Source organism: Corynebacterium sp. 13CS0277 (assembly GCF_002994655.1).
Taxonomy (GTDB): Bacteria; Actinomycetota; Actinomycetes; order Mycobacteriales; family Mycobacteriaceae; genus Corynebacterium.
In genome coordinates this window covers 65,844-89,028 of the sequence record NZ_PPDL01000006.1, presented here as the reverse complement: position 1 = coordinate 89,028, position 23,185 = coordinate 65,844, and the positions used below count along the sequence as shown (strand labels likewise).

Sequence of the window (23,185 nt, the reverse complement as noted above, 5' to 3'; positions counted from 1 at the left end):
TGGGGGAGCATGGCAGAATGTCACTCATGTTTCGATGGACCACTTCAGGAGAAAGCCACGGCCAGGCACTGGTCGCCCTCGTTGAGCACCTGCCCGCCGGCGTTCCGATTGCCACCGAGGACTTCGCCACCCAGCTCGCCCGCCGCCGCCTCGGCTACGGGCGCGGCGCCCGCATGAAGTTTGAGGCCGACGAGGTCACCATGCTCAGCGGTGTGCGCCACGGCAAGACCCTGGGCTCCCCGATCGCGGTGATGATCGGCAACACGGAGTGGCCGAAGTGGACGACGCTCATGGCCGCCGACGCTGTCGACCCGGAGGACCCTGAGGTGCAGGCCGCCTTCGCCTCCGGGCGGGGAGCGAAACTCACCCGCCCCCGCCCCGGCCACGCGGATTTCGCCGGCATGCTCAAGTACGGCTTCGACGATGCCCGCCCGGTGCTGGAGCGCGCCAGCGCCCGCGAGACCGCTGCCCGCGTGGCGGCGGCGACGCTGGCGCGGAACTTCCTGCGTGAAGCCCTCGGGGTGGAAGTGTTCAGCCACGTGATCTCCATCGGCCGCAGTGAGCCCTACGCAGGCCCCCTGCCGGAGTTTTCCGACCTGGAGGCCATCGACGCCTCCCCGGTGCGCGCCTTCGACTCCGCCGCCGAGGAATCGATGATCGCGGAGATTGAGGTCGCGAAGAAGGCCGGCGATACCCTCGGCGGCATCGTCGAGGTCGTCGTCCACGGCCTGCCGATCGGCCTCGGCTCCCACATCAGTGGCGAGGATCGTCTCGACGCCCAGCTCGCGGCGGCGCTCATGGGCATTCAGGCCATCAAGGGTGTGGAGATCGGCGACGGCTTCGAGGAAGCCCGCCGCCGCGGGTCCGAAGCACACGACGAGATGGTGCGCGACGACACCGGCGCGGTGATTCGCCTGTCCAACCGTGCAGGCGGGCTTGAGGGCGGCATGACGAACGGGCAGCCGCTTGTCGTGCGCGCCGCTATGAAGCCGATCTCGACGGTACCGCGCGCCCTGAAGACCGTGGACATGACCACCGGCGCCCCGGCATCGGCCATCCACCAGCGTTCCGACGTGTGCGCGGTGCCGGCAGCCGGCGTCGTCGCCGAGGCGATGGTGGCGCTGGTGCTGGCCCGCAACGTGCTGGCCAAGTTCGGCGGGGATAGTCTCGCAGAGACCAAGCGCAACATCGCCTCCTACCTCGCGGAGCTCGACGAGCGGCTGGCGTTCCTCGGCGAGGACGGCAACTAATGGTGGCAGTCGACGCGACCGCCGCCGCTTCCGGTCCTGTGGTTGTGCTCGTGGGCCTGCCGGGCAGCGGGAAAACCACCGTGGGGCGCCTCGTCGCCGAGGACCTCGGCCTGCCCTTCGTGGACTCGGACCTCCTCATCGAGCAGCGTCAGTCCGCGCCCTGCGGGGAGGTGTTCACCGAGCTCGGGGAGCCGCGCTTCCGCGCCCTCGAGGCCGACGTCATCGCCGAGGCGCTCACCCAGCCCGGGGTGCTGTCCCTGGGCGGCGGGGCTGTCGTCACCGCGAGCACCCGGGCGCGGCTCGCGCACGTGCCCGTGGTGTGGATTGACGTCAGCGTCGACGAAGGGGTGCGCCGCACCCTCATGGACGACACCCGCCCCGTGCTGCAGGCCGCCGACCCGGTGGCCCGCTACCGGCAGCTGCGGGCCGAACGGCTCGCCTTCTACGAAGAGGTCTCCACCTGGCGGCTGTCCAGCGACGACCGCAGCCCGCACGACCTGGCTGCCGAGATTCATGACCGTCTGCGGCAGGCCGCAGATCTACCCACCACGACGCAAAAGTGAGTGCCCTATGGCTACCGTGACTGTTGAATCCGCCCAGCCCTACGACGTGGTCATCGACCACGGACTTGAGGACCGCATCGCCGAGTTTGTTGCCGGCCTCGACGGCTGCCGCACCGTCGGCATCGTGCACCAGCCTTCCCTGTCGCCGGCGGCGCTCATGGATGCCCTCGCCTCCCGGGGGCTCACGGTCATCCCGATGCCGATCCCGGACGCCGAACACGGCAAGTCCCTGGATACCTGCGGCGAGCTGTGGGCGACGATGGGGGAGCAGGGCTTTACCCGCCGCGACTGCATCATCGGCTACGGCGGTGGCGCCTGCACCGACCTGGCGGGCTTCGTCGCCGCCTGCTGGATGCGCGGCATCCGTTTCGTCACCGTGCCCACCACGCTGTTGGCGATGGTGGACGCCGCCGTCGGCGGTAAGACCGGCATCAACACCGCCGCCGGTAAGAACCTCGTCGGCGCGTTCTACGAGCCGGCCGGGGTGTTCATCGACCTCGACCGCATCGCCACCCTCCCCGAAGGTGAGATCATCGCCGGCTCGGCGGAAATCATCAAGACCGGCTTCATCGCCGACACCGTCATCCTCGAGCGCTACGAGCAGGATCCGGCCGCCTGCCTGCGCGTCGATGGTTTCCTCCCGGAGCTCATTGAGCGCTCCGTCGCCGTCAAAGCCCGCGTCGTCGCCGCCGACCTCAAAGAATCTTCCCTGCGGGAGATCCTCAACTACGGCCACACCTTCGGCCACGCCGTGGAGCTCAACGAGGACTTCACCTGGCGGCACGGCAATGCTGTCGCCGTCGGCATGATGTTCGTCGCCAACCTGGCGGAACTCGCCGGGCTCATCGACCACGCGCTTGTCGAACGCCACCGGGCAATCCTGTCGAGCATCGGCCTGCCCACCACCTACAAGGCCAACCAGTTCGGTGCCCTGTACACCGGCATGACCCGCGATAAGAAAAACCGTGACGGCAAGATCCGCTTCGTGGTGCTGCGCGCCGCAGGTGACCCCACCCGCCTGGAGGGTCCGAGCCACGAGATGATGCTCGAGGCGTACCAGCGCATCAGCGACTAAGCCGCCAGGCGTCGTCGCGTGCGACGAACCTGACGTTTGCCCCATCCCCCCGTGAGGAGAACACACCCCTATGAGTGCATCCGCAGCCCTCGGCATCGGCACGTTTCCCACCGCCGGCACCGACATCATGGTGCTCAACGGGCCGAACCTCAACCGGCTGGGTCAGCGCCAGCCCGAGGTCTACGGCTCCACCACCCTGGCCGACGTGGAGGCGCAGGTACAGTCCCTCGCCGCGCAGCTGGGGCTGACGGTGGGCTTCTTCCAATCCAACTTTGAGGGCGCCCTCATCGACTGCGTGCACGCCTGCGCCGACCACGGCGTGGCCGTCATTATCAACCCTGGCGGCTTGACGCACACGTCGGTGGCGTTGCGTGACGCCCTCGCGGAGGTCGCCGATGGGGCGGGCTTCGTCGAGGTGCACATCAGCAACGTGCACGCCCGGGAGCAATTCCGCCACCACTCCTACCTGTCGCCGATCGCCCGCGCCGTCATCGCCGGCTGCGGGGTCGCGGGCTACGAGCTGGCGCTGCGCTACCTGGCGGGCGCGCTGCCGCGCGGCTAAGTCACCGACCGGCCCAGCGCACCTCCTGCCCCGCGGGTAGGCGTCGCGGACTACGCTGATAGTGGTGCCTTAGTCGCCGGCCGCTCCCGCACGCGGCGTGTTGCCGGCCGGCGGGGCATGTCGCGACAGCATCCGCGCCCGCCGCGCGGCTCTAGTTCTTAAAAAAATTCACGTCTTGTCTCCCGGATGTTTCGTGCATCCGCTTTTTCCTCCAAGGGGCTTTTCCGCAGTCATGCTTGCTGATACTCGTTTCTCTACCCGCCGCCGGACCCTGGCCGCAGCGCTCGCCGCGCAGCGCATCGACAGTATGTTGGTCACCCACCTGCAGCACGTGCGTTATCTGTCGGGGTTTAGCGGGTCCAATGGTGCGGTGCTGGTGAACAAGGACCTGTCGGCGAAGATCGCCACCGATGGGCGCTACATCACCCAGGTCGCCGAGCAGGCCCCCGACCTGCCCGTCGTGCAGGCCCGCGCCTGTGGCGAAGCCCTCCTGGGGGAGGTGACTGGCCCCCGCCGCGTCGGCTTCGAGGCCGACTATGTGACGGTGACTGAGCTGAAGAAGCTGGAGGAGGCCTGCCCGGAGGATGTCACCCTGATTCCTGTCACCGGGGTCATCGAGGACATCCGCATCATCAAGGAGCCGCTGGAGCAGGTGCGCCTCCGGGAGGTCGCGGACCTTGCCTCGCAGGCCTACCTCGACCTGCTCGCCGCCGGCGAGCTGGCCGTGGGCCGCACCGAGCGCGCCGTCGCCGCCGACCTGGAGTACCGGATGCGCGCAGCCGGCTCGGAGCGCGTGTCCTTCGACACGATCGTGGCCTCGGGCCCGAACTCGGCGAAGCCCCACCACGATGCCGGCGACCGCGTTATTCAGGCTGGCGATCTCGTCACCCTCGATTTTGGTGCCCACTCCCGCGGCTTCAACTCCGACATGACCCGCACCGTCATCATGGGCCACACCACCGACTTCACGAAGAACATCTACGAGGTGGTCCTCGCGGCCCAGCTGGCCGGCGTCGCAGCCGCCACCCCGGGTGCTGTGCTGGAGGACATCGACGCCGCCTGCCGCGACGTCATCGAGGCCGCAGGATTTGGTGAGTACTTCGTGCACTCCACCGGCCACGGCGTCGGCCTGGACGTGCACGAGGCGCCCTATGCTGCGAAGACGCAGAAGGGCACCCTGCGGCCCGGGATGACGCTCACCATCGAGCCCGGCATCTACGTGCCCGGTCAGGGTGGTGTCCGCATCGAAGACACCCTCATCATCACCGAGGGCGCGCCGGAGATTATTACGACTGTCAGCAAAGACTTGCTAGTCTTGTAGAGTTTTGTAAAGAAACGCCCACCCCGCCGCTCACCGCCCGCGCTCTCGTCGCCCCCGCGCCGCAGCCGCGTGTGCGTGGTGCTCGGCCCACCACACAGGAGTGTTAAACCAGTGGCAACCACCGCCGACTTCAAGAACGGTCTTGTCCTCAAGATCGACAACAAGCTGCAGCAGATCATTGAGTTCCAGCACGTCAAGCCGGGCAAGGGCCCCGCTTTCGTGCGCACCAAGCTCAAGGATGTTGTCTCCGGCAAGGTCGTGGACAAGACCTTCAACGCTGGCGTGAAGGTGGAGACCGCCACCGTCGACCGCCGCGACATGACCTACCTGTACAACGACGGCACCAACTACGTCCTCATGGATGCCAAGACCTTCGAGCAGATCGAGCTCGCCCCGCACCTCTTCGGTGATGCCGGCCGCTTCCTGCTCGAGGAGGCCACCGTGCAGGTGTCCTTCCACGAGGGTGAGCCGCTGTTCGCCGAGCTTCCGATCTCCGTGGAGCTCAAGGTGGAGCACACCGACCCGGGCCTGCAGGGCGACCGCTCCACCGGCGGCACCAAGCCCGCCACCCTGGAGACCGGCGCCGAGATCCAGGTGCCGCTGTTCATCGAGACCGGTAACGTCCTCAAGGTTGACACCCGTACCGGCGAGTACCTCTCCCGCGTCAACAACTAATGGCGGACAACAACCGATTCCGCCGCCACGGCTCGCGCTTCAAGGCCCGCAGCCGTGCCGTCGACATCCTCTTTGAGGCCGAGGCCCGCGACGTCGACCCGGTGGCCATCATGCGGGACCGCATGGTGCTCGCCCGGCAGGTCAATCCCGTCGTGCCGCCGGTGAGTGACTACACCGCCGCCATCGTGGAGGGTGTCGCCGTCGACCTGGATGGACTGGACGACACCATCGCCCGCCACCTCGCGGAGGACTGGCGTCTTGACCGCATCCCCGCCGTGGACCGTGCGATCCTGCGCGTGTCCACCTGGGAGCTGCTGCGCAACCCGGAGGTGCCGGTGCGTGCCGCCGTGGTGGAGGGCATTGAGCTGGCCGCCACGTTCTCCACGGACGCGGCCCCGCCGTACATCAACGCGGTGCTGGACCAGATCGCGGGCTTCGCCGAGGACGTGCGCTCCGGCGCGCTGCCGGCGTTTCCGACCCTGGAGCTTGCCGAGGAGGGCAACGCGCTGGACCTGGGGGTGGACGGCGAAGACGAGTTCGCCGGCATCGAGTTCGAGGTTGACGACGACGTCGATGAGAAGGACGACGCCGCGGACGCCACGGCCCCTACGGGCACCGGGGCTGCAGCGCAGCCGCAGACGTTCACGGAAACGCAGCCGTTTTCTGGCTTCGAGTTCCTGCGCCTGACCTCCTTCCACAACGGCGGCGCCTAACAGCCCCGCCAGGAGTACTCGCGGCAGGCCTGCCGACGCTGTACAGACACCAACACCCGCCCCGGAGTAATCCGAGGCGGGTGTTGGTCGTTGCAGCCCCGCGCGAGGGGGCGGGTGTGTTTACTGCCCTGCGGGCGCGGCACCGCCGGCCTGCTGGGCGTAGGCGGCGCGCACCTGTGCGACCTTGTCCTGGGCTTCCAACACGCCATCGATCGCAGCCCCAAGGTAGGTGTGCAGCTGCTCATCGGTCATGCCGGCGCCGATGATCATCTCGACCTCGGTGCGGACGATGAGCTCCGGGGTGCGGTCCAGGATCACCGACTTCGGCAGCGGGGAGGAGGAGTTGACGGTGTGGGCCGCGAGAAACAGGCCGGGATCGCCGTCCTCGGTCTTCTCACCCGTGGGGTGGTCGGCGCGCACGAGCAGGTAGCCGCCCATGACGATGAAGTGGACGTCGAAGTTGTTGAGGTTGACCCCGGAGACCACCGCCCCCTGGAACTCCATCTGGCGGGGTTCGGACAACTCCACGTTGAAGGTGCGCATCACTTCCCGGACGCGCTCCATGGTGACTTCGCGGATGACAGGTGCTGTGTGTTCACTCATGGTGTGGGTTACTCCTCATCCGTGGCGGGCTGCGGGGCCGAAGAGGTGTCGGCGTCAGGGGTGGGCATGACGTAGGTGTCGCCGGTGATCGTGGTCGTGGTGTCGGGGAACTGGCCCTCGAGGAACACCACGAGGCGTTGGATGTTTTCCAAGGTGGTCATGATCCACGCACCGAGCTGGTTGTGGGTCCACCCCTGGGCGCCAATGATGCCGGTGCGGCGGAAGGAGAAGCTCACCATGTCGCCCGGGCGGGGTTCGGCGGTGACGTCCCCGGTGGGGGCGTGGTCGGACTCCGCGCTGGGGGAGGTGATGGTGAAGGTGAGCATCGGGTTGAGCTGGGTGAGGTTCCACTCGTTGCAGGCGCCGAGGGCGACGGGCACGAGCGCGGGATCAACGGCGCCGGCCCAGTTGCCGGCCGCGCCGATCGCTTCGGGGAATACCCCGAAGTAGACGCCGTATTCGGCGAAGGTGACGATGACGGTGTCGCCGAGCAGTTCGTGGGGGATCCCCTCGTCGGACAGCAGTGCGGCGATCCGTTCCGGGGTGACGGGGGTGGGGCTAGAAGTCACTTGGGTTCCTCAAACAGGTTCTCGCCGCCGAGTTCGTGGGCGAGCGCCTGGGCGATGGTGGTATAGCGGAAATGGTGCTGGCCCAGCGCGGCAGGCAGCACTTTCTGGTTGGCGAGCGCGAGCTCTTGCGCGCCTTGGTCGCCGAGCAGCAGTTTAGGGCCTAGCGCGGGAATTGGGATGACGGCAGGCCGTTTGAGTTCTTTCGCGAGCGCTTTCACCATCTCCCGGTTGCGCACCGGGGTGGGGGAGACCGCGTTGATGGGCCCGCTCAGGGTGGGGTCGAGGATGGCACGGAGGTAGATGTCGGTGAGGTCGTCGAGCGCGATCCAGGAAAACCAGGCGGAGCCGTCACCGAACTGGCCGCCAAGGGCGGCGGAGAACAGCACTTTGAGCACCGGCAGCACCCCGCCCCGGCCGCTGAGCACGATGCCGGTGCGGACGTTGACGACCCGCACCCCAGCGTCTATGGCGGGCGCGCAGGCGGCCTCCCAGTCGCGGCACACCTCGGCGAGGAATCCGCTGCCGGTGGACGAGGATTCGGTGAGTTCTTCCTCCCCGCGGTCGTGGCCGTAGAACCCGATCGCGGAGGCCACCACCATGGTGCGGCAGGTGGGGCTCGTGGCGGCCAGCTCCGCGAGCGCCCGGGTGGGCCCCACCCGGGAGTCGTAAATGGCGGCGGTGTGGTCGGCGTTGAAGCGGCCCAGGAGAGGCTCCCCGGCGAGGTGCACGAGCACATCCACCCCATCCAGCAGGCTGGGGTCCGGGTGCTGCGGGTCCCAGTAGCGGCGGGCCACCGTCGGCCGGCCGTCCATGGCGGCCTGCTGCGGCCGGTCTTCCGCGGCACCGACGTTCTCGTGAGCTACCGCCGGGTCCCTGCTGAGCAGGACCACACTGTGCCCCGCGGTACCCAACTGGGCGACGAGTGCCCGGCCGACGGTCCCGCCCGCGCCCGTCACGGCGACGACCAGCCGCCGGATCGGGGCCTGTGGGCTGCCGCCCACCCGGTACTCCGCCCCGGCGTAGCCCTCCGCCCGGCTCAAGGCCTGCAGGTCCTCAAGCAGCTGGTGCTGCCGGTAGGCGAACATGCTGTGCATCGCCTTGCCCGGCAGCCGCGTGGTCACCCGATCGGTGATGCGGGTGGCGGGTTGCTCCGCGGTGGAGACGTCGTGGAAGGTGTGCACGTGCCGCCACGTCGCCAAGGCCTTCAGCGGCGCGGAGACGCACACGTCGGTGAAGGTGCGGCCGTCGACGAAGCCTGAGAGGTCGTGGCGGGCGTCCCACTTCAAACCCGCAGGCAGCGCGAAGCGAGTCATGCCGTCGGCCAAGGAGTCCGCCTGCTCAAGCACGTGCATGGGCACGAACGGCGGGGTGAGGCGTTCCACGGCACCGGGCCGGGTGTGCCATGCCCACACGGTGCGGCGATCAAAGGGCAGGGTGTGGCTGGTCGCGAGGCTCATGCGGGCCATTGTATCGACAGTGAACACAGAGGCACCCCAGGATGCCTCACCCGTGCCATAGAGACAGGGGAGATGGTCAACGTGGCGGTGGGATGCGCGGGCTGGCGGTGCTGGAGCGCGCGCCGGATCGCGCAGGACGTCGCGGTGATTCTGGTGCAGCGCCCGCCAGATGCCGCCACGGGCGGGGATGCGGCGGCGCTGCGGCGGGGGTGGGGCGGGGGTAGCTGGTGTTGCTGTGCCGGAGACCATATCGGGATGCGGTGGTCGCCGGGGTGTGGGTTCGGGTGTGCGGTGTTGTGCGGTGTTGCTGCTAGGGTGGAAGGCGTTGGCCTGACGCCTGCGCGCACCCTGTTCGCGCACGGCTCGTACGCGGTTGGTTCACTGTTCGTCACGTGTGCGTGACGCGTACTGTCACAAGGCCCGCGGAAAAATTCATGTTTCGACATCCTTTAACGGACCGCACCGAGAGGCGGGGAAGGAGGTCACGATGAGCGCACCCGCAGCACACGTCACGGAGATCATCTCCGCGGACGATGTGAATCGCACCGTCGCACGCATCGCGCACCAAATCATTGAGAAGACGGCGCTGGACTCGCCCGAGTCCCGCCGGGTTGTGTTGTTGGGGATCCCGTCGGGGGGTGTTCCCCTCGCGGAGCGCCTCAAGGCGAAGATCGCGCAGTTCGCAGACCGGGAGGTGTTCTGCGGCGCGTTGGACATCACCCTGTATCGCGATGATTTGCGGCGCAGTCCCCACCGGGCGCTGCAGCCCACCACCATTCCCGTCGAGGGGATTGACGGTGCCACCGTCATCCTCGTCGACGATGTTTTGTATTCGGGCCGCACCATCCGCGCAGCGCTGGATGCGCTGCGTGACATTGGTCGCCCGGAGGAAGTCCAGCTGGCCGTGCTGGTTGACCGCGGTCACCGCCAGCTGCCGATCCGCGCGGACTATGTGGGCAAGAACCTGCCGACCTCCCGCGCGGAAGACGTCACCGTATCCCTGGCGGAAATCGACGGGGAAGACTCCGTCACCCTGACCCGCCCGGCACCCGCCGAGTCCGCGGACGCGGACGCCTAGATGAGAAGGGCGAGGATCATCTGATGAAGCACTTGTTGAGCATTGCGGATTTGTCCACCGATGAGATCATCGGGCTCATGGACGAGGCGGATCGTTTCCGCGCCGCCCTCGAGGACCGGGAAGTGAAAAAGCTGCCGACGCTGCGCGGCCGCACCATCTTCACCGTCTTCTACGAAAACTCCACCCGCACCCGCTCCTCCTTTGAGACGGCGGGCAAGTGGATGAGCGCCGACGTGATTAACATCTCGGCGTCGTCCTCCTCGGTGAAAAAGGGCGAATCCCTCCAGGACACCGGGCTCACGCTGCAGGCGATCGGCGCGGATGCGCTGATTATTCGCCACCCCTCCTCGGGCGCGGCGCAGCAGCTCGCCGGCTGGGTCGATGGCCCCAGCGTCATCAACGCGGGCGACGGCGCCCACCAGCACCCCACCCAGGCGCTGCTGGATGCGGTGACGATGCGCCAGCGCCTCGGCGGTATTTCCGGCCGCAAGGTCGTCATCGTCGGCGACTGCCTCCACTCCCGGGTGGTGCGCTCCAACGTGGACTTGCTGACGAAGCTGGGCGCAGAAGTCGTGCTCGTCGCGCCGCCGACTCTGCTACCGACCGGCGTCGACAAGTGGCCCGTGCGCTACTCCTACGACATGGATGCCGAGATCCGCGACGCGGATGCGGTGATGATGCTGCGCGTGCAGCAGGAACGCATGCTGGGCGGGTTTTTCCCCTCCCACCGCGAGTACGCCACCCTCTACGGGTTGAGCCAGGCGCGGCTGGCAGCGATGAAGGACTCCGCCATCGTCATGCACCCGGGGCCGATGCTGCGCGGTATGGAGATCAACTACGCGGTGGCGGACGCCCCGCAGTCCGCTGTGCTGCAGCAGGTCGGCAACGGCGTGCACGTGCGCATGGCGGTGCTGTTCACCCTCCTGGTGGGTCAGGAGGGCAGCTAGATGGCAGCCGCACACACCTCCGCCGCATCGACCCCCGCTGCAGCCGCAGCGCCCTCCCCGACGAAAGGCACCCCCGCCATGACGGTCTCTGACACCACCGCACCCGCCGACCCGTCCACGTTCCCCGCCACCGGCACACTCGCGCCCGCGTTCGCCGGCACCGTGCTGCTCACCGGGGTGCGCCCCTACGGTGAGGGGGAGGGCTGCAACGTGCTCGTGCGCGACGGAGTCATCGCCGACATGGACGCCCCGGCCGACACGGACGCCGACGTCGTTATCGAAGGCTCCGGCCAGGTGCTGCTGCCCGGGCTGGTCGACATGCACGTCCACCTCCGGGAGCCCGGCCGGGAGGACACCGAAACGATCGCCACCGGTTCCGCCGCGGCCGCCAAGGGCGGGTTCACCGCGGTGTTCACCATGGCCAACACCAACCCGGTCATGGACCAGCCGGTCATCGCCGAATCCGTGTGGATGAAGGGCCAGGAGATCGGCCTGTGCGACGTGCACCCCGTCGGCTCCATCACCAAGGGCCTCGACGGCAAGGAGCTCACCGAGTTCGGCATGATGGCCCGCTCCGGGGCGAAGGTGCGCATGTTCTCCGACGACGGCAAGTGCGTCGACAACCCGCAGCTGATGCGCCGGGCGGTGGAGTACTCCCGCGCCGACGATGTGCTGCTCGCGCAGCACGCCGAGGAACCCCGCCTCACCGAAGGGGCTGTCGCCCACGAAGGGGAGATCGCCGCCCGCCTGGGCTTGCGCGGCTGGCCGCGCGTCGCGGAGGAAGCCATCGTCGCCCGCGACATCCTCATGCACCGCGACTACGGCGGGCGGGTGCACATCTGCCACGCCTCCACCGCCGGCACCGTGGAACTGCTGCGCTGGGCGAAGGCCCAGGGTCTCGCCATCACCGCCGAAGCCACCCCGCACCACCTGCTGCTCACCGACGAGCGGCTGGAAACCTACGACGGCAACAACCGGGTGAACCCGCCGCTGCGGGAGCACGCGGATACTCTCGCGCTGCGGGACGCGCTGCTTGACGGCACGATTGACTGCGTGGCCACCGACCACGCGCCCCACGGCAGTGAGGAGAAGTGCTGCGAGTTCGAGCACGCCCGCCCCGGCATGCTGGGCCTGGAAACCTCGCTGGCGATCATCGCCGAGATCTTCGTCCGCCCCGGCCTCGCCGACTGGCGTTTCGTCGCCCGCGTCATGAGTGAAAAGCCCGCGGAGATCACCCGCCTGCCCGGCCACGGCCGCCCCCTGGCAGTGGGGGAGCCGGCCAACCTCACGCTCGTGGCCCTGGATGATTCCTGGACTGTGCGCGGCGAGGAGCTGGCCTCGAAGTCGCGCAACACCCCCTATGAGGGCATGGAGTTTTCCACCCGGGTGACCACCACCGTCCTCCGCGGCCACGTCACCTGCCGTGACGGCCAGCCCGTGACCCGCTAACCGCCCACCGAGAAACCGAAAGGCACATCTGTGACCACCACCATTCCCGCCAAGCTCGTGCTCGCCAGTGGCCACGTCTTCACCGGCACCGGCTTTGGCGCCACCGGCACCACCCTCGGTGAGGCCGTGTTCACCACCGGCATGACCGGCTACCAGGAGACGATGACCGACCCGTCCTACCACCGTCAGATCGTGGTGTGCACCGCACCCCAGATCGGCAACACCGGTTGGAACGATGAGGACGGCGAATCCCGCGGCGACAAGATTTGGGTCGCCGGCCTCGTTATCCGCGACCTCGCGCACCGGGTGTCCAATTGGCGTGCCGCCCGCACGCTGGCCGAGGAGATGGAAGCCCAGGGCATCGTTGGCATCAAGGGGGTCGATACCCGCGCGCTCACCCGCCTGCTGCGGGAGGACGGCTCCATTGCCGCCGGTATTTTCTCCGGCGCGGACGCCGAACGCAGCGACGAGGAACTGCTGAGCATCGTGCAGGCGCAGCCGTCGATGGCGGGCGCCGACCTGGCGGGCGACGTGTCCGCCGCGGAGGCCTACATCGTGGAGCCCGAGGGGGAGCACCGCTTCACCGTCGTCGCCTACGACATGGGCATTAAGACGAACACGCCTCGCAACTTCGCCGCCCGCGGCATCCGCACCGTCATCGTGCCGGCCGGCACCCCCTTCGCCGAGATCGCCCAGTACAACCCGGATGGGGTGTTCGTCTCCAACGGGCCGGGCGACCCGGCGACCGCCGACGAGATGGTGGCCGTGGTGCGCGAGGTCCTCGCCGCCGACATCCCTTTCTTCGGCATCTGCTTCGGCAACCAGATCCTGGGCCGCGCCTTCGGCATGGAGACCTACAAGCTGAAGTTCGGCCACCGTGGCATCAACGTGCCGGTGCTCAACCACACCACCGGCACCATCGACATCACCGCCCAGAACCACGGCTTCGCGCTCAAGGGCGAGCCGGGGACGCCGTTTGACACCGACTTCGGGCCCGCGATCGTCACCCACACCTGCCTCAACGACGGCGTCGTCGAGGGCGTGGCCTTGGAGTCGGGGCGCGCGTTCTCCGTCCAGTACCACCCGGAGGCCGCCGCCGGCCCCCACGACGCTAACCCCCTGTTCGACCAGTTCATCGCTCTTTTGGAAGGTGCTAAGTAAATGCCGAAGCGGACCGACATCAACCACGTCCTGGTCATCGGCTCTGGCCCGATCGTCATCGGCCAGGCCTGCGAATTCGACTACTCCGGCACCCAGGCGTGCCGGGTGCTCAAGGAGGAGGGCCTGCGGGTCACCCTCATTAACTCCAACCCGGCGACGATCATGACCGACCCGGAGTTCGCCGACCACACCTACGTGGAGCCGATTCAGCCGGAGTTCATTGAGAAGATCTTCGAGCGGGAAATCGCCCAGGGGCACCCCATCGACGCGGTGCTGGCGACCCTCGGCGGGCAGACGGCGCTCAACGCCGCCATTGCGCTCGACCGCCGCGGCAGCCTGAAGAAGTACGGCGTGGAGCTCATCGGCGCCGACATCGACGCCATTGAGCGCGGCGAGGACCGGCAGAAGTTCAAGGACATCGTCGCCAAGATCGGTGGCGAGTCGGCGCGCTCCCGGGTGTGCCACAACATGGACGAAGTCCGCGAGACCGTCGCCGAGCTGGGCCTGCCGGTCGTCGTGCGCCCCTCCTTCACCATGGGTGGCCTGGGCTCCGGCCTGGCGTTCACGGACGAGGACTTGGAGCGCATCGCCGGCGGCGGCCTTGCCGCCTCCCCAGAGGCGAACGTCCTCATCGAGGAGTCCATCCTCGGGTGGAAGGAATACGAGCTGGAGCTCATGCGCGACGCCAACGACAACTGCGTGGTCGTGTGCTCCATCGAAAACGTCGACGCCCTCGGCGTCCACACCGGTGACTCCGTCACCGTCGCGCCCTCGATGACGTTGACGGACCGCGAGTTCCAGATCATGCGCAACCAGGGTATTGCGATCCTCCGCGAGGTCGGCGTCGATACCGGCGGCTGCAACATCCAGTTCGCCATCAACCCCCGCGACGGCCGCCTCATCACCATTGAGATGAACCCGCGCGTGTCGCGCTCCTCGGCGCTGGCGTCCAAGGCGACCGGTTTCCCGATCGCGAAGATCGCCGCCAAGCTGGCCATCGGCTACACCCTGGACGAGATCACCAACGACATCACCGGGGTGACCCCGGCGGCGTTCGAGCCGACCCTCGACTACGTGGTGGTCAAGGCCCCGCGCTTTGCGTTCGAGAAGTTCGTCGGTGCCGACGACACCCTGACGACGACGATGAAGTCGGTGGGTGAGGCGATGGCGCTGGGCCGCAACTACATTGCCGCCCTCGGCAAGGTCATGCGCTCCCTGGAGAACAAGCAGGCCGGTTTCTGGACGGTGCCGGACGAGGCTTTCGCGGGCGAGCGCGCCACCGATAAGGATGCGGTGCTGGAGGACTTGAAGCGCCCCACCGAGGGTCGCCTCTACGACGCGGAGTTGGCGCTGCGCCTCGGGGCGAGTGTCGACGAGGTCTACGCCGCCAGTGGCATTGACCCGTGGTTCCTCGCGGAGCTGCAGGCCCTCGTTGATTTCCGCGCGGAGCTCGTCGACGCCCCGGTCCTCGACCAGGATTTGCTGCGCCGGGCGAAGGTGTTCGGCCTGTCGGATGCCCAGATCGCGGCCCTGCGGCCCGAGTTCGCCGGCGAGGATGGGGTGCGCCGCCTGCGCTGGCAGCTGGGTATCCGCCCCGTGTTCAAGACGGTGGATACCTGCGCCGCCGAATTCGAGGCGAAGACCCCGTACCACTACTCGGCCTACGAGCTGGATCCCGCCGCGGAAAGCGAGGTCGCCCCGCAGACCGAACGGGAGAAGGTCATCATCCTGGGCTCCGGCCCGAACCGTATCGGCCAGGGCATTGAGTTCGACTACTCCTGCGTGCACGCCGCCCTGGAGCTCTCCCGGGTTGGCTACGAGACCGTCATGGTCAACTGCAACCCGGAGACCGTGTCCACCGACTACGACACCGCCGACCGCCTGTACTTTGAGCCGCTGACCTTCGAGGACGTCATGGAGGTCTACCACGCGGAAAGCCAGTCCGGCACCGTCGCCGGCGTCATCGTGCAGCTCGGCGGCCAGACCCCCCTGGGCTTGGCGCAGCGCCTGCGGGACGCTGGTGTGCCGGTGGTGGGCACCTCCCCGGAGGCCATCAACCTGGCGGAGGACCGCGGCGAGTTCGGTGAGGTGCTGCGCGCCGCGAACCTGCCCGCCCCCGCCTTCGGTACCGCGACCTCCTTCGCGGAGGCGAAGGCCGTGGCGGAGTCCATCGGCTACCCGGTGCTGGTGCGCCCCTCCTACGTGCTGGGTGGCCGCGGCATGGAGATCGTCTACGACGAGGCCTCCCTGGAGGACTACATCAACCGCGCCACGGAGATCACCTCCGACCACCCGGTGCTCGTCGACCGCTTCCTCGACAACGCCATCGAGATCGACGTCGATGCGCTGTGTGACGGGGAGAACGTCTACCTGGCCGGCGTGATGGAGCACATTGAGGAAGCGGGCATCCACTCCGGCGACTCGGCGTGCGCCCTGCCGCCGATGACGCTCGGCGAGGAGGACATTGCGAACGTGCGGCGCTCCACGGAGGCGCTCGCGCACGGCATCGGCGTCAAGGGCCTGATGAATGTGCAGTTCGCGCTCAAGGACGACATCCTCTACGTCATCGAGGCCAATCCGCGTGCCTCCCGCACCGTGCCGTTCGTGTCGAAGGCCACCGCGGTGCCGCTGGCGAAGGCCGCGTCCCGCATCATGATGGGCGCCACCATTGAGGAGCTCATGGCGGAGGGCATGATCCCCACCGACCACGACGGCGGCTCCCTGCCGCTGGATGCGCCCATCGCCGTGAAGGAAGCGGTGCTGCCGTTCAACCGTTTCCGCACCGCCGAAGGCAAGATGCTGGACACGCTGCTCAGCCCGGAGATGAAGTCCACCGGTGAGGTCATGGGCCTGGCCGATAACTTCGGTGCCGCCTACGCCAAGGCCGAGGCCGGCGCGTTCGGCGCCCTGCCGACCGAGGGCACCGTGTTCGTCTCCGTCGCCAATCGCGACAAGCGCACCCTCATCTTCCCGATCCAGCGGCTGGCCGCCATGGGCTTCAAGATGCTCGCTACCGCCGGCACCGCCCGCATGCTGCGCCGCAACGGCGTGGAGTGCGAGACCGTGCTCAAGCAGACGGACGTCAAGCGACTGCAGGAAGAGGGCAAAAACCCCGACGCCCGCTCCATCGTCGACATCATCAAGGCCGGCGAGGTCGACCTCATCCTCAACACCCCGGCTGGTTCCTCCGGTGCCCGCCACGATGGCTACGACATCCGCGCCGCGGCCGTCAACGTCGGCGTCACCCTGGTCACCACGGTGCAGGGCGTGACCGCCGCCGTGCAGGGTATTGAGGCGCTCCGCGCGGGTGAGCTCACCGTCCGGGCCCTGCAGGAAATCGACCACACCGGGCAGGCCGCCCCGGAGGAGAAGGTGCAGCACTAATGGCCGCCACCGACACCCCGCAGGCAGGCGCGCAGGCCGCCGTGACCCCCTTTGGTGAGCGGCTGCTCGCCGCCGCACGTGAGCGCGGCGGCCGGCTCTGCGTCGGCATCGACCCCCACGCCAGCCTCCTTGAGGCCTGGGGGCTCAGCGTCGACGTCACGGGGCTGCGCAGCTTCTCCAACATCTGTGTGGAAGCCTTCCGCGACACCGCAGCACTGGTTAAGCCCCAGGTGGCGTTTTTCGAGGCTTTCGGCTCGCGGGGCCTGGCCGTCCTGGAGGACACCATCGGTGAACTCCGCGACGCCGGCGCCCTGGTGGTGGCGGACGCCAAGCGGGGCGATATCGGCTCCACCATGGCCGGCTACGCCACCGCCTGGCTGGAAGACTCGAGCCCTTTGTGCTCGGACGCGGTGACCCTGTCGCCGTATCTGGGCTACCACTCCCTCGACCCCGCAATCCACGTCGCGGAGGCCACCGGTCGTGGCATCTTCGTGCTGGCGGCCACCTCCAACCCGGAGGGCCGCCAGGTGCAGGACAACACCAACAGCCACGGGGTGACGGTCTCCCAGCAGATTGTCGACCTCGCGGGCCGCACCAACGCCGCGGCCGCCGCCCGCGGCCAGGCCGGCACCATGGGTGTCGTCGTCGGTGCGACGCTGAGCAACCCGCCGCAGCTGGATGAGCTCCACGGCCCGATCCTCATGCCGGGCGTCGGCGCGCAGGGCGGCTCCGCCGAGGACGTGGCCCGCATCGCGGGCCGCAGCGCCCACCTGGTGTTCCCGAACATCTCCCGCGGCATCCTGTCCGCAGGGCCCGACGTGGAACAGCTCCGCGCCGCGGTCGCGCGCGAAGCCGCTGCCTTCCCGGTCGACTAACCCGCCGCGCACGCGAGCGCACCCGCACTCCACAGCCCACCTCCTTCGCACCCGACCCACGGGCGAAGCAGGTGGGCTGCGGCATGCGCGGGGTGTACGGTCACGAGCTGCGCGAGCCCGGCACGGGAGCCCACACTGCGCCGGGGATAGCGGGCGCAGAACCCGAGGCGGTACGCACATGATTGTGCTCTCGCTGGGGCAGGTGGCGGGCGCGGCCCTTACTCGGATGCAACTGGCGCCGCGATCACGGGCGAGGACGCCATCTCACCCAATGGCGGCGCTGCAGGCGAAGCCCCCAGCCCCAGAGACGACCCGGCGAACATCTGAGTGCCGGTTACCGACCGCGTCCCGGGCGCGCAGGTGTCTGTTGCGCGGGGATGCGGCGGCCTTCTCACCCTGCGGTGGGTGCGGGTGGGGCTGACGACGTAGGCCCCGTGGGCTGTGTGGCGTACGTGACGGCGCCGGCCACGAGGAAGAACGCTGCCGTGGCGCCGAGATACGCCAGCCATGCGAGCTGTGCTGCGGGGGTGAGCGCCAGTGGGCGCAGCAGGGCAAGCAGGGCGATGTTGGTGGCACCGTGGATGAGGATCTCAACCCAGGGGCCGGCGGTCCGCGTGCGCAGCAGGCGCAGCATGCGCCACGCGGGGTCGAGGCAGAAGACGGCGATGATGGCTGCGGTCATGAGGAATGCCCTTCACGAAGGAGTTTTTCGCCCCGGGCTGTGTGGTCAGCAGGCGAATTGGAGAGCACCACGACACCCCGGCCGCGCGTGCGGTCGATGCCCAGATAGCTGCCGTAGCCGGCAGTGGCACCGTCGTGCCACGCCAGCGGTGTGGGCGCTGTGTGGGAGTCGGCGGCGGTGTGCTGCGGCGTGAGCATCCAGAACATGCCGATCTGCTCACCGGGGGTGCTGGGTGCCAAGGGCTCCAGGGCACTCATGCCGGGGGCGGTGCCCGCCAGCAGGGCGCGGAGCAGTCGGCCCATGTCCTCCGGGGTGGATACGATGCCGCCGGCGGGGGAGTAGTCGCCCATCACCCACGGGTCCTGGGCCAGGCCCGCCCCGCTGAACCCTGGGCACACCGTGTGATCGAGGGTCTGCACGAAGGTGTCGTGCATGCCGAGCGGGGCAAACAAGCGTTGCTGCATGACGGTGGCGTAGTCGCCGCCAAGGTAGCGGGGGAACAGGGCGCCGGTGCTCGCGGCACCGAGGTTGGAGTAGCGAAAAGTCCCCGGTTGTACCTCGTTGAGGTCGAGCTCAGCGAGCTGCTGGGCCAGCGCCCCAGGGGTGGGGTCGTAAGGGTTGGCCCCCGTGATGCTGGAGAGCATGAGCCGTGCTGTGTGCTTGAGGCCGCTGCCGCTGCGGGGGAGGCCGGAATGGTGGGTGACGACGTCGCGCAGGGTGAGCCCCGGATGGTCGGGGATGGGGGTGTCGAGATGCAGTTCGCCGCGCTCGAGGGCGTCGGCGAGAACCAACCCCGTCATCGCCTTGGAGATCGACCCCACTTCGAAGGCATCGACGCAGGCACCCTCGGGCTGTGCGGACTCAGAAGACTTCAGCGCAGAGGTGGACTGGGTGCCGGCGGTGCGGATGTCGAGGGTGTCGCCGGCGAGAGAGATGATCGCGCCCCGAGTCCCGGCCAAGCCCTCGAGGTCGGCGAGAGTGGGCTGCTGGGGCCGGAAGAGCAGGCCCACACCGAGGACAGTGACACCCATGATTCCGAGGGCACCCGCCCGCCGCGTGATTCTCCTCATGGGTGGGTCTCCGCAGCCGCGAGGATGACGAGCAAAGGAATCTTGCGCGTGGCGGGAACCTGCCAGGTGCGCTGCGGGCCCGGGCTGAGCCACCCGGCCTGGGCGAGCAGCCTGACGTGGTGGTAGATCTGCCCCGAGGTGCCGAGCACCCCCTCGCCGCTGGCCGTGTCCGCACCAGCCTCGCTCAGGCCCCGGATGGTCGCCGTGCCGTTGAGTACCAGCTGCAAGATTCTTAAGCGTGCCGGGTGGCCCAGGGCGGCAAGGCTCTCCACGGCGGTGGTCCACTCCCTGTCGAGCAGCACGTCGGTGGGGCGGGTGAGTTGCCAGTGCACACCGTCATGGGTGCCGCCGAAACAGACGGCGTCCTCCGGGTGGCGCAGGTGCAGTTCCTCCACCAGCCACCCCGCGGTGGTCGCAGCGCCTACCCCCGCAGCCGCGGAGTCAACTGGGGTGTGCGCTGCCTGAGAGTTTTCTAGTGCTGCGAGTCGCTGCTCAAGGCGGTCGAGGCGGTGGACAAGTGCGGCGTGTGCAGCGGATTCGGGGGCGTGAGACCCACGATCGTGCGGTAACGGCGAGGTTGCCGGTGGGGGTGTCATGCCTTCACCCTACGGAGAACGTGAAAGAATTTCTGTGTTTTTTCAAAAAATTCTTTGCAAAAGCGTCGGCGATGCGTGGCGTCAGCGTCCGAAGGCAAGCGCCACGATGAGCATGACGGGGAGCGCGATAAACGTCGACAGCAGGATGACGTCGCGGGCGATGACCATGCCCTTTTGGTAGGTGGCGGCGTAGTTGTAGACGTTCTGCGCTGTCGGCAGCGCGGCAAGGATGACGCAGGCATACAGCTCGTCGCCCCGCAGCCCGAGGAGGTAGGCGAGGAGGAAGGACATCACCGGCATGCCGGCGATCTTCAGCGCAGTTCCCGTGAGTGCCGCGCGGCGCTCCGAGGCCACGGCCAGTGGGCGGGCGTCCCGCAGGGAGGCACCAAAGCTCATGAGGATCATCGGGATCGACGCCCCACCGAGGAGCGTGAGCGGCTCCCAGACGAGTTCCGGAACGGTGAGGTCATTGAGCGACACCACGAGACCGGCTGCGGCACCCAGCACGATGGGGCTCGTCACGGCCTGGCGCACTGCCTGCCAGGCCTTGCCGGGGGCGATGAGCGCCAAGATGATTGGCGTGAACACCACCAGCTGCAGCACCAACAGTGGCGGCACGTAGGCGGCGTTGCCGAGGACATACATGCCGACCGGCAGGCCAATGTTGTTGGAGTTGACGTAGCCCGTCGAGGCCGCGCCCATCACCGTCGAGGCCTTATCGGTGGGGAAGAACACCCGCGACAGTGCCACGAAAATCGCCGCAATGAGCAGGGCGCTGAGCGCCTGCACCGCGATGACGGGGGAGAACAAGTGGGTGGCGTCCGCCTGGGCGACGACCGTGAACAGCAGTGCCGGGGTGGCGGCGAAAAACGCCACCCGGTTGAGTACGAGTCGCTGCTCGTCACTGTTGATGATGCGGAAGCGGGCAAGGAGATAGCCCGCGAAGATCACCGCGAAAATGATGGTGAAGCCCTGAAGAACGCCGGTCATTCCGCTCACTATAAGCCACCTGGTGGCTGCCCTGCGGCACCCCGGTGTCCGCAGCGATGCCCGGGTCGCGACTGTGCTGGCAGCGATCGGTGTGGCTGCAGGCCAGGCCCCGGTGGATGCAGGGGGTAAGAGTGCAGGGTTTTCCCAGGTCGCATGTCTCCTGCGCGTGCCCACACGAAGTGGGCCGTGACCTGCGGTTTTCTGTATGGTGTGTGACTGATGGGGCGCGATTGACGTGCAGGTTTGAGGGGTCCACCTTGGATTTTGCGCACGTGGTGCTAGACTAGCTGAAGCTTCGCGACCGACATGGATGCAATTTCGCAGGTGGCGGCGCTTTCATGAAGCATTTCAACTCATCGTCCGGGCGCTGACCACATCTCGCCCCGCCGCCTGCTGGTGGTGGTAGCGTCACAGCGCGGACAGTTTGTCGTCGTACCGGTCACGGTGCCCCGCCAACACGCACCCGCAGTCTGCGGGCGTGTCGTTGGGTGAGCACATCGCGTGGCCAGTGACGTGAACTGACCCGGACATCCCGAAAACATTTAGATGGAGGAAACCCCGTGGCCCTTCCCAAGTTGACCGACGAGCAGCGCAAGGAAGCCCTCGCGAAGGCCGCTGAGGCCCGCAAGGCACGTGCTGAGCTGAAGGAAAACCTCAAGCGCGGCAACACCAACCTCAAGGAAGTTCTGGATAAGGCCCAGAGCGACGAGATCATTGGCAAGACCAAGGTTTCCGCGCTGCTGGAGGCTCTGCCCAAGGTCGGCAAGGTCAAGGCTAAGGAGATCATGGACGAGCTCGAGATCGCTCAGACCCGTCGTCTGCGCGGCCTGGGTGAGCGTCAGCGTCGCGCCCTGCTGGAGCGCTTCGGCTTCTCCTCCGAGGACTAACAATGGCCGGCGATAGCCGCACCGGCCAGCTGGTTGTTCTGGCTGGCCCCTCTGCCGTGGGCAAATCCACGGTGGTTCATCGCCTGCGCGAAGAACTGCCCGAGATGTACTTCTCGGTGTCGATGACGACGCGCGCACCCCGCCCCGGCGAGGTCGACGGGGAAGACTACTTCTTCGTCACCCCGGAGCAGTTCCAGGACAACATCGACAACGGTCGCATGCTGGAATGGGCTGACATTCACGGTGGCCTGCAGCGCTCCGGTACCCCCGCGAAGCCGGTGGAGGAAGCGCTTGCTTCCGGCCGTCCGGTGCTCGTCGAGGTGGACCTGGTGGGCGCTCGCGCGATCGCCGCACTCAAGCCCGAGGCGCAGACCGTGTTCTTGGCCCCGCCGAGCTGGGAGATTCTCGTGGAGCGTCTCACCGGGCGCGGCACGGAGCCGGAGGACGTGATTGCACGTCGCCTGGAAACTGCCCGCGAAGAGCTCGCCGCTTCGGACGAGTTCCGCTACGTCATCGTCAACGAGGACGTCGATGTGGCGGTGCAGCAGCTCCGCGACATTCTCCTCGGCACCACGGACCGTTAACACCCCGCGGACACACCCCCGGGTGAGGCCCGTGAAAGGTGCTGTTGAGACGGCGGTGCGACCTCACCCGGTCCACCGCTTCTCGCCGCCGCGCGCGTGTCTGCGCAGGCGCGGCACTGTGACAACTGGGGCCGGGGTGAAGGCAAGGCACGAGCCTTTCCCTTCACGACTCCCGCCTCAACAAAAACTGTGAAGAAAACGAGTTGACGTGACTGACGTTGCAACCGACCTGAAGATCGCCCACGACCGGGCGATCAACGACGAGATCTTCGATCCGCCGGTGGGTATCACGGCTCCGCCGATCGATAACCTGCTCAAGCACGTGTCCAGCAAGTACGCGCTGGTGATCTTCGCCGCGAAGCGCGCGCGCCAGATCAACAGCTACGAGCTGCAGCAGGAAGAAGGCGTCTTCGAGTACGTGGGCCCGTTGGTGAACCACACCAAGGAAGAAAAGCCGCTGACGATCGCCCTGCGCGAAATCGACCGCGGTCTCCTGGAGCACACCGAAGGCTAAGCCTCCTGCTCGCGCTGCGGTGCGACGACCGTGTGTCGTCCACACGCTGCGCGGAGTGTTCGCAGCCCCGCACCCCTGTCATCATCCGCACGTCCACCCATGGTGGGCGGCGGGAGGGGTGCGGGGCTGCAGCTATGTCTCGAACTTCAGTCGGGTGCGCCCTCCGGCGTGGTCGCTGGG

Annotated in this window: 23 protein-coding genes; 16 read left to right on the top strand and 7 right to left on the bottom strand. The window is 67.9% G+C overall.

The window, feature by feature from the left end:
* Positions 1 to 26: 26 nt before the first annotated feature.
* From aroC to nusB, 7 genes are all read left to right on the top strand, one after another.
* On the top strand, positions 27 to 1,250 hold the full coding sequence (gene aroC / locus C1Y63_RS03650; protein WP_106015146.1) for a chorismate synthase: 1,224 nt from the start codon (positions 27 to 29) through the stop codon (positions 1,248 to 1,250).
* Entirely contained in the window at positions 1,250 to 1,813 is a 564-nt protein-coding gene (locus C1Y63_RS03645; protein WP_106015107.1) for a shikimate kinase, read from the top strand. The genes aroC and C1Y63_RS03645 overlap by 1 nt, the downstream gene beginning before the upstream one ends.
* A 7-nt stretch (positions 1,814 to 1,820) precedes the next feature.
* Entirely contained in the window at positions 1,821 to 2,888 is a 1,068-nt protein-coding gene (aroB, locus tag C1Y63_RS03640) for a 3-dehydroquinate synthase (protein WP_106015106.1), read from the top strand.
* A gap of 70 nt (positions 2,889 to 2,958) precedes the next feature.
* The gene (aroQ, locus tag C1Y63_RS03635) at positions 2,959 to 3,450 is read left to right on the top strand and encodes a type II 3-dehydroquinate dehydratase (RefSeq protein ID WP_106015105.1); all 492 of its coding nucleotides are present in this window, start codon (positions 2,959 to 2,961) and stop codon (positions 3,448 to 3,450) included.
* 232 nt (positions 3,451 to 3,682) lie between these two features.
* The gene (locus C1Y63_RS03630) at positions 3,683 to 4,771 is read left to right on the top strand and encodes an aminopeptidase P family protein (protein WP_106015104.1); all 1,089 of its coding nucleotides are present in this window, start codon (positions 3,683 to 3,685) and stop codon (positions 4,769 to 4,771) included.
* Positions 4,772 to 4,882: 111 nt separating this feature from the next.
* On the top strand, positions 4,883 to 5,446 hold the full coding sequence (gene efp, locus C1Y63_RS03625; RefSeq protein WP_106015103.1) for an elongation factor P: 564 nt from the start codon (positions 4,883 to 4,885) through the stop codon (positions 5,444 to 5,446).
* Positions 5,446 to 6,159, top strand: a complete 714-nt coding sequence (nusB, locus tag C1Y63_RS03620) for a transcription antitermination factor NusB (protein ID WP_106015102.1) — start codon at positions 5,446 to 5,448, stop codon at positions 6,157 to 6,159. Before efp ends, nusB begins: the two co-directional genes overlap by 1 nt.
* Before the next feature lie 120 nt (positions 6,160 to 6,279).
* Here the strand turns inward: nusB and C1Y63_RS03615 are convergent, their stop codons facing one another.
* From C1Y63_RS03615 to C1Y63_RS03605, 3 genes are read right to left on the bottom strand one after another with little or no spacing between them, the layout of a single operon-like run.
* Positions 6,280 to 6,762, bottom strand: a complete 483-nt coding sequence (locus tag C1Y63_RS03615) for a hypothetical protein (RefSeq protein WP_106015101.1) — start codon at positions 6,760 to 6,762, stop codon at positions 6,280 to 6,282.
* Between the two features lie 8 nt (positions 6,763 to 6,770).
* On the bottom strand, positions 6,771 to 7,331 hold the full coding sequence (locus C1Y63_RS03610; protein WP_106015100.1) for a hypothetical protein: 561 nt from the start codon (positions 7,329 to 7,331) through the stop codon (positions 6,771 to 6,773).
* On the bottom strand, positions 7,328 to 8,788 hold the full coding sequence (locus tag C1Y63_RS03605; protein ID WP_106015145.1) for a TIGR01777 family oxidoreductase: 1,461 nt from the start codon (positions 8,786 to 8,788) through the stop codon (positions 7,328 to 7,330). The genes C1Y63_RS03610 and C1Y63_RS03605 overlap by 4 nt, the downstream gene beginning before the upstream one ends.
* Before the next feature lie 487 nt (positions 8,789 to 9,275).
* Here C1Y63_RS03605 and pyrR point away from each other — a divergent pair, with 487 nt between their 5' ends.
* The 6 genes from pyrR to pyrF all read left to right on the top strand — a co-directional run bounded on the left by pyrR (position 9,276) and on the right by pyrF (position 17,682).
* A complete protein-coding gene (gene pyrR / locus C1Y63_RS03600; RefSeq protein WP_106015099.1) occupies positions 9,276 to 9,866 on the top strand; it encodes a bifunctional pyr operon transcriptional regulator/uracil phosphoribosyltransferase PyrR in 591 nt (196 codons plus the stop codon).
* Positions 9,867 to 9,889: 23 nt separating this feature from the next.
* Positions 9,890 to 10,813, top strand: a complete 924-nt coding sequence (locus C1Y63_RS03595) for an aspartate carbamoyltransferase catalytic subunit (protein WP_106015098.1) — start codon at positions 9,890 to 9,892, stop codon at positions 10,811 to 10,813.
* 78 nt (positions 10,814 to 10,891) lie between these two features.
* Positions 10,892 to 12,262 (top strand): dihydroorotase, encoded by a 1,371-nt coding sequence (locus tag C1Y63_RS03590; RefSeq protein ID WP_106015144.1) that lies wholly within the window; start codon positions 10,892 to 10,894, stop codon positions 12,260 to 12,262.
* Positions 12,263 to 12,292: 30 nt separating this feature from the next.
* Positions 12,293 to 13,423 carry a glutamine-hydrolyzing carbamoyl-phosphate synthase small subunit gene (carA, locus tag C1Y63_RS03585; RefSeq protein WP_106015097.1) on the top strand — a complete coding sequence of 377 codons (1,131 nt, stop codon included), beginning with the start codon at positions 12,293 to 12,295 and terminating at the stop codon, positions 13,421 to 13,423.
* Positions 13,424 to 16,807, top strand: coding sequence for a carbamoyl-phosphate synthase large subunit (gene carB / locus C1Y63_RS03580; RefSeq protein WP_106015096.1), 3,384 nt, complete (start codon positions 13,424 to 13,426; stop codon positions 16,805 to 16,807).
* Positions 16,807 to 17,682, top strand: a complete 876-nt coding sequence (gene pyrF / locus C1Y63_RS03575; protein ID WP_106015095.1) for an orotidine-5'-phosphate decarboxylase — start codon at positions 16,807 to 16,809, stop codon at positions 17,680 to 17,682. The genes carB and pyrF overlap by 1 nt, the downstream gene beginning before the upstream one ends.
* A gap of 391 nt (positions 17,683 to 18,073) precedes the next feature.
* Here the strand turns inward: pyrF and C1Y63_RS03570 are convergent, their stop codons facing one another.
* The 4 genes from C1Y63_RS03570 to C1Y63_RS03555 all read right to left on the bottom strand — a co-directional run bounded on the left by C1Y63_RS03570 (position 18,074) and on the right by C1Y63_RS03555 (position 21,020).
* On the bottom strand, positions 18,074 to 18,364 hold the full coding sequence (locus C1Y63_RS03570; protein WP_106015094.1) for a hypothetical protein: 291 nt from the start codon (positions 18,362 to 18,364) through the stop codon (positions 18,074 to 18,076).
* Entirely contained in the window at positions 18,361 to 19,395 is a 1,035-nt protein-coding gene (locus tag C1Y63_RS03565; RefSeq protein WP_158256075.1) for a serine hydrolase, read from the bottom strand. The genes C1Y63_RS03570 and C1Y63_RS03565 overlap by 4 nt, the downstream gene beginning before the upstream one ends.
* Positions 19,396 to 19,430: 35 nt before the next feature.
* A complete protein-coding gene (locus tag C1Y63_RS03560) occupies positions 19,431 to 20,030 on the bottom strand; it encodes a winged helix-turn-helix domain-containing protein (RefSeq protein ID WP_146128849.1) in 600 nt (199 codons plus the stop codon).
* A gap of 81 nt (positions 20,031 to 20,111) precedes the next feature.
* Positions 20,112 to 21,020 (bottom strand): AEC family transporter, encoded by a 909-nt coding sequence (locus tag C1Y63_RS03555; protein ID WP_106015091.1) that lies wholly within the window; start codon positions 21,018 to 21,020, stop codon positions 20,112 to 20,114.
* Positions 21,021 to 21,580: 560 nt separating this feature from the next.
* Between C1Y63_RS03555 and mihF the strand changes: the two genes are divergently transcribed.
* The 3 genes from mihF (at position 21,581) to rpoZ (ending at position 23,005) form a co-directional block, all read left to right on the top strand.
* The gene (mihF, locus tag C1Y63_RS03550) at positions 21,581 to 21,907 is read left to right on the top strand and encodes an integration host factor, actinobacterial type (RefSeq protein ID WP_106015090.1); all 327 of its coding nucleotides are present in this window, start codon (positions 21,581 to 21,583) and stop codon (positions 21,905 to 21,907) included.
* Between the two features lie 2 nt (positions 21,908 to 21,909).
* Entirely contained in the window at positions 21,910 to 22,491 is a 582-nt protein-coding gene (gene gmk, locus C1Y63_RS03545) for a guanylate kinase (protein ID WP_106015089.1), read from the top strand.
* 235 nt (positions 22,492 to 22,726) lie between these two features.
* Positions 22,727 to 23,005, top strand: a complete 279-nt coding sequence (rpoZ, locus tag C1Y63_RS03540; RefSeq protein ID WP_106015143.1) for a DNA-directed RNA polymerase subunit omega — start codon at positions 22,727 to 22,729, stop codon at positions 23,003 to 23,005.
* Positions 23,006 to 23,185: the final 180 nt, after the last annotated feature.

Excerpts from the sequence above, each read along its gene's own strand:
- aroC (WP_106015146.1), top strand. The coding sequence starts at position 27 with ATGTTTCGATGGACCACTTCAGGAGAAAGCCACGGCCAGGCACTGGTC.
- C1Y63_RS03645 (WP_106015107.1), top strand. The coding sequence starts at position 1,250 with ATGGTGGCAGTCGACGCGACCGCCGCCGCTTCCGGTCCTGTGGTTGTG.
- aroB (WP_106015106.1), top strand. The coding sequence starts at position 1,821 with ATGGCTACCGTGACTGTTGAATCCGCCCAGCCCTACGACGTGGTCATC.
- aroQ (WP_106015105.1), top strand. The coding sequence starts at position 2,959 with ATGAGTGCATCCGCAGCCCTCGGCATCGGCACGTTTCCCACCGCCGGC.
- C1Y63_RS03630 (WP_106015104.1), top strand. The coding sequence starts at position 3,683 with ATGCTTGCTGATACTCGTTTCTCTACCCGCCGCCGGACCCTGGCCGCA.
- nusB (WP_106015102.1), top strand. The coding sequence starts at position 5,446 with ATGGCGGACAACAACCGATTCCGCCGCCACGGCTCGCGCTTCAAGGCC.
- C1Y63_RS03615 (WP_106015101.1), bottom strand. The coding sequence starts at position 6,762 with ATGAGTGAACACACAGCACCTGTCATCCGCGAAGTCACCATGGAGCGC.
- C1Y63_RS03605 (WP_106015145.1), bottom strand. The coding sequence starts at position 8,788 with ATGAGCCTCGCGACCAGCCACACCCTGCCCTTTGATCGCCGCACCGTG.
- pyrR (WP_106015099.1), top strand. The coding sequence starts at position 9,276 with ATGAGCGCACCCGCAGCACACGTCACGGAGATCATCTCCGCGGACGAT.
- C1Y63_RS03595 (WP_106015098.1), top strand. The coding sequence starts at position 9,890 with ATGAAGCACTTGTTGAGCATTGCGGATTTGTCCACCGATGAGATCATC.
- C1Y63_RS03590 (WP_106015144.1), top strand. The coding sequence starts at position 10,892 with ATGACGGTCTCTGACACCACCGCACCCGCCGACCCGTCCACGTTCCCC.
- carB (WP_106015096.1), top strand. The coding sequence starts at position 13,424 with ATGCCGAAGCGGACCGACATCAACCACGTCCTGGTCATCGGCTCTGGC.
- pyrF (WP_106015095.1), top strand. The coding sequence starts at position 16,807 with ATGGCCGCCACCGACACCCCGCAGGCAGGCGCGCAGGCCGCCGTGACC.
- C1Y63_RS03570 (WP_106015094.1), bottom strand. The coding sequence starts at position 18,364 with ATGACCGCAGCCATCATCGCCGTCTTCTGCCTCGACCCCGCGTGGCGC.
- C1Y63_RS03565 (WP_158256075.1), bottom strand. The coding sequence starts at position 19,395 with ATGGGTGTCACTGTCCTCGGTGTGGGCCTGCTCTTCCGGCCCCAGCAG.
- C1Y63_RS03560 (WP_146128849.1), bottom strand. The coding sequence starts at position 20,030 with ATGACACCCCCACCGGCAACCTCGCCGTTACCGCACGATCGTGGGTCT.
- C1Y63_RS03555 (WP_106015091.1), bottom strand. The coding sequence starts at position 21,020 with ATGACCGGCGTTCTTCAGGGCTTCACCATCATTTTCGCGGTGATCTTC.
- gmk (WP_106015089.1), top strand. The coding sequence starts at position 21,910 with ATGGCCGGCGATAGCCGCACCGGCCAGCTGGTTGTTCTGGCTGGCCCC.